General features: G+C 63.4%; 4 protein-coding genes. 1 reads left to right on the forward strand and 3 read right to left on the reverse strand.

Annotated features, from left to right (window positions below; genetic code table 11):
* The 3 genes from ACSLE4_RS05925 to ACSLE4_RS05935 form a co-directional block, all read right to left on the reverse strand.
* Positions 1-378: DUF3382 domain-containing protein (locus ACSLE4_RS05925; RefSeq protein ID WP_435903555.1), on the reverse strand; the 378-nt coding region annotated here is incomplete at its 3' end.
* A gap of 1 nt (position 379) precedes the next feature.
* Positions 380-1294: an ABC transporter permease subunit gene (locus tag ACSLE4_RS05930; protein WP_435903556.1), complete on the reverse strand. Its 915-nt coding sequence runs from the start codon at positions 1292-1294 to the stop codon at positions 380-382.
* 111 nt (positions 1295-1405) lie between these two features.
* Positions 1406-1648, reverse strand: coding sequence for a CDGSH iron-sulfur domain-containing protein (locus ACSLE4_RS05935; RefSeq protein ID WP_435903557.1), 243 nt, complete (start codon positions 1646-1648; stop codon positions 1406-1408).
* Between the two features lie 307 nt (positions 1649-1955).
* On the opposite strand from ACSLE4_RS05935, the gene ACSLE4_RS05940 reads away from it, so the two are divergent.
* Positions 1956-2910: acyl-CoA dehydrogenase family protein (locus ACSLE4_RS05940; protein ID WP_435903558.1), on the forward strand; the 955-nt coding region annotated here is incomplete at its 3' end.

Below are 2910 nucleotides of genomic sequence, written 5' to 3' on the forward strand. Positions count from 1 at the left end.
GCCGATCAGCTCAAGCGCCGGTGCGTCGAGCAGGGCGGAAACGATAAACGCCATCGCGCCGAATGCCGCCGTCGCACCGAGCACCATGATATCGCGCCTCTCGAAAGGCTCCCGCGTGAACAGCTTGGCGAAGGGCGCGGTGAGCGGATACTCCGCCTGCCAGACGAACAGGTTGAGGAGGAGCCGCCCGAAGAACACGATTCCGACCACGACCGCGAGCAGCATGGGCCGCGGCTGAAGCGTCAGCCCGGTAACATTGTCCTCGGTGCGCAGGCCGAGCACGAGCGAGAAGAGGGCAAAGGCGATTATCGCGGCGATCAGGGAATCGGCGAGGGCTGATGAGAGCCGCTGACGGAACGATGTGCCGGGCCCGGCCAATCTAGACCTTCTCGACCTCGGGCCGCCCCAGGAGGCCCGTCGGGAAGAAGATGAGCACGATGGCGAGCATGGAGAAGGCCGCCACGTCCTTGTACTCGATGGTGAAGTAGGCGGACCAGAACGTCTCGATCAGCCCGATGATGAGCCCGCCGATCATGGCGCCGGGGATCGAGCCGATGCCGCCGAACACGGCCGCGGTGAACGCCTTGATGCCGACGATGAAACCGATGAAGAAATCGATCACGCCGTAATAGAGCAGGTACAGGAGCCCTGCGACCGCCGCGAGGCCTGCGCCGAGCACGAAGGTGAGCGAGATGGTGCGGTCCACATTGACGCCCGACAGCGCCGCCATCAGCCGGTCCTGCTCGCAAGCGCGCTGTGCGCGTCCCAAAGCGGTGCGATTGATCAGAAGCCAGAAGGCGGTCATCAGCACCAGCATCGTCACCACGATGAGGATCTGGATGTTGGAGACGATCACCGTGAACTCGCCCTGCTTGAACAGCTCGTAGCCGCCGGTGATGACGGGTTGGAGCGGCTTCACCCGCGCGCCTTGCGCCACCTGGATGAAGTTTTGCAGCACGATGGACATGCCGATGGCAGTGATGAGCGGCGCCAGCCGGAAGGATTCACGCAACGGCCGGTAGGCGAGGCGCTCCACCGTCCAGCCCCACACGGCGGTGAGTGCCATGGCGAGGATCAGCACGATAAGAAGCGCGAGAGGGATCGCCGTGACGCCGAGCGCCGTGAGCGCCAGGAAAGCGATCAGCGCGATGAACGCCCCCACCATGAAGATGTCACCATGGGCGAAATTGATCATGCCGATGATGCCGTAGACCATGGTGTAGCCGATGGCGATCAGCCCGTAGATGGACCCCAGGGCGAGACCGTTGATCAGCTGCTGAAGGAAATAGGCCATGGAAACGCCTGCCTCGCCTTCCCCCGAACGGGCATTGCAGACTTAAAGAAAGTGAGCCGTACCCACTTTGGTCTTTCTAGCAAGAAGGGCTCGCCCTGTGCATGCCCAAATTCAGAGCAGCATGTGGGACCCGTCGCAATAAGGCGGATCGCCGGTGTCCTTGCAGCCGCACAGCAGCGCCATCTCGGTGCGCTCGGCGGTGAACATCAGGGGCTCGATGCCGGTGCCGGCATGGGCGCCGTCGCAAAAGGGCTGCTTCTGGCTCCGCCCGCAGCGGCACCAGGCGTAGCGTTTGCCCTCTTCGAGTTGGACCTGATAGGGGCTGAGCTGTGGGCGCTCTGGCTCTTCCGTCATGATGTTCCCCAGCTTATTTGGGCCAGACAATTGCCAAGCCCTGCTTAGCCAATTCACCCCGTGCTTACAAGGAAGTGTCGGGTTTTCGTGTTAAGTGCGTCGATAGTTTTGCTGTCTAACATCAGCCAGTCCCGGCGATTCGCGCGGGCGCGGAAAACGCGAGAAGACCCTTGAGTCCATGGCCCATCGGCACCATAGAGGGCGAAAGACCGCCTTTTGCGCGCGCCGCGCGCAGGGTGCGGCCTGCGTCTGAGAGTGCGCATGGGTCGGGGACGCATCGGGATCAAGGCGAGTTTGGAGGCCGCCCGTGGCTGAGCTAATCTTTGCTGTTCTCTCCGTGGCCGCGTTCTTCGCGCTGGCGATGAACCGCGCCACGTTTCGCACCTGGGCGGTCGCCGTCGCGCTCTTCACGCTCATTCTTCAGATCGGCCTTGGCTTTCCGTTCTGGACCTTCGCCTTCTGGCTGGTCGCCGGCCTGCTGTTCGCCGCGAGCGTTCCCGATCTCAAGCGTCAATATCTCACGCTACCTGCCTACCGCGCCCTGAAGGGCGCGATGCCGAAGATTTCCGAAACCGAGCGCGAGGCGCTGGAAGCTGGCACGACCGGCTGGGACGCGGAGTTGTTCTCAGGCACGCCGGACTTCGCCAAGCTCCGCCGCGTGGCGCCGATCTCCCTCACCGACGAAGAGCGCGCATTTTTGGATGGCCCCACGGAAGAACTCTGCAAGCGCCTCGACGATTGGCGCATCCGCCACGAGCTGCACGACGTGCCGGACGACATCTGGCAGTTCGTCCGCGAGCAAGGCTTTCTCGGCATGCTCATTTCGAAAGAGCATGGCGGCTTGGGCTTCTCGGCCCAGGCGCAATCGCTGGTGCTCGGCAAGATCGCGTCAAAGAGCGCCGACAGCGTCACCATCGTCATGGTGCCGAACTCGCTCGGTCCCGGCGAGCTGATCGAGAAATACGGCACCGAACAGCAGAAGGCGCATTACCTGCCGCGGCTCGCGAAGGGTGAAGAGATTCCCTGTTTCGCGCTTACAGGCCCGTTCTCCGGCTCCGACGCCGCCACCATGCGCGATGTGGGCGTGGTGACCAAGGGCCTGCACAAGGGCCGGGAGACGCTCGGCATCAGGCTCACCTGGGACAAGCGCTACATCACGCTCGCCCCCAACGCCACGCTGCTCGGCCTCGCCTTCCGTCTGTTCGATCCGGACAATCTCTTGGGCCGCGGCGAGGATGTCGGCATCACGCTCGGCTTGATCC

The organism is Methyloceanibacter sp., from assembly GCF_051306395.1.
Taxonomy (GTDB): Bacteria; Pseudomonadota; Alphaproteobacteria; order Rhizobiales; family Methyloligellaceae; genus Methyloceanibacter.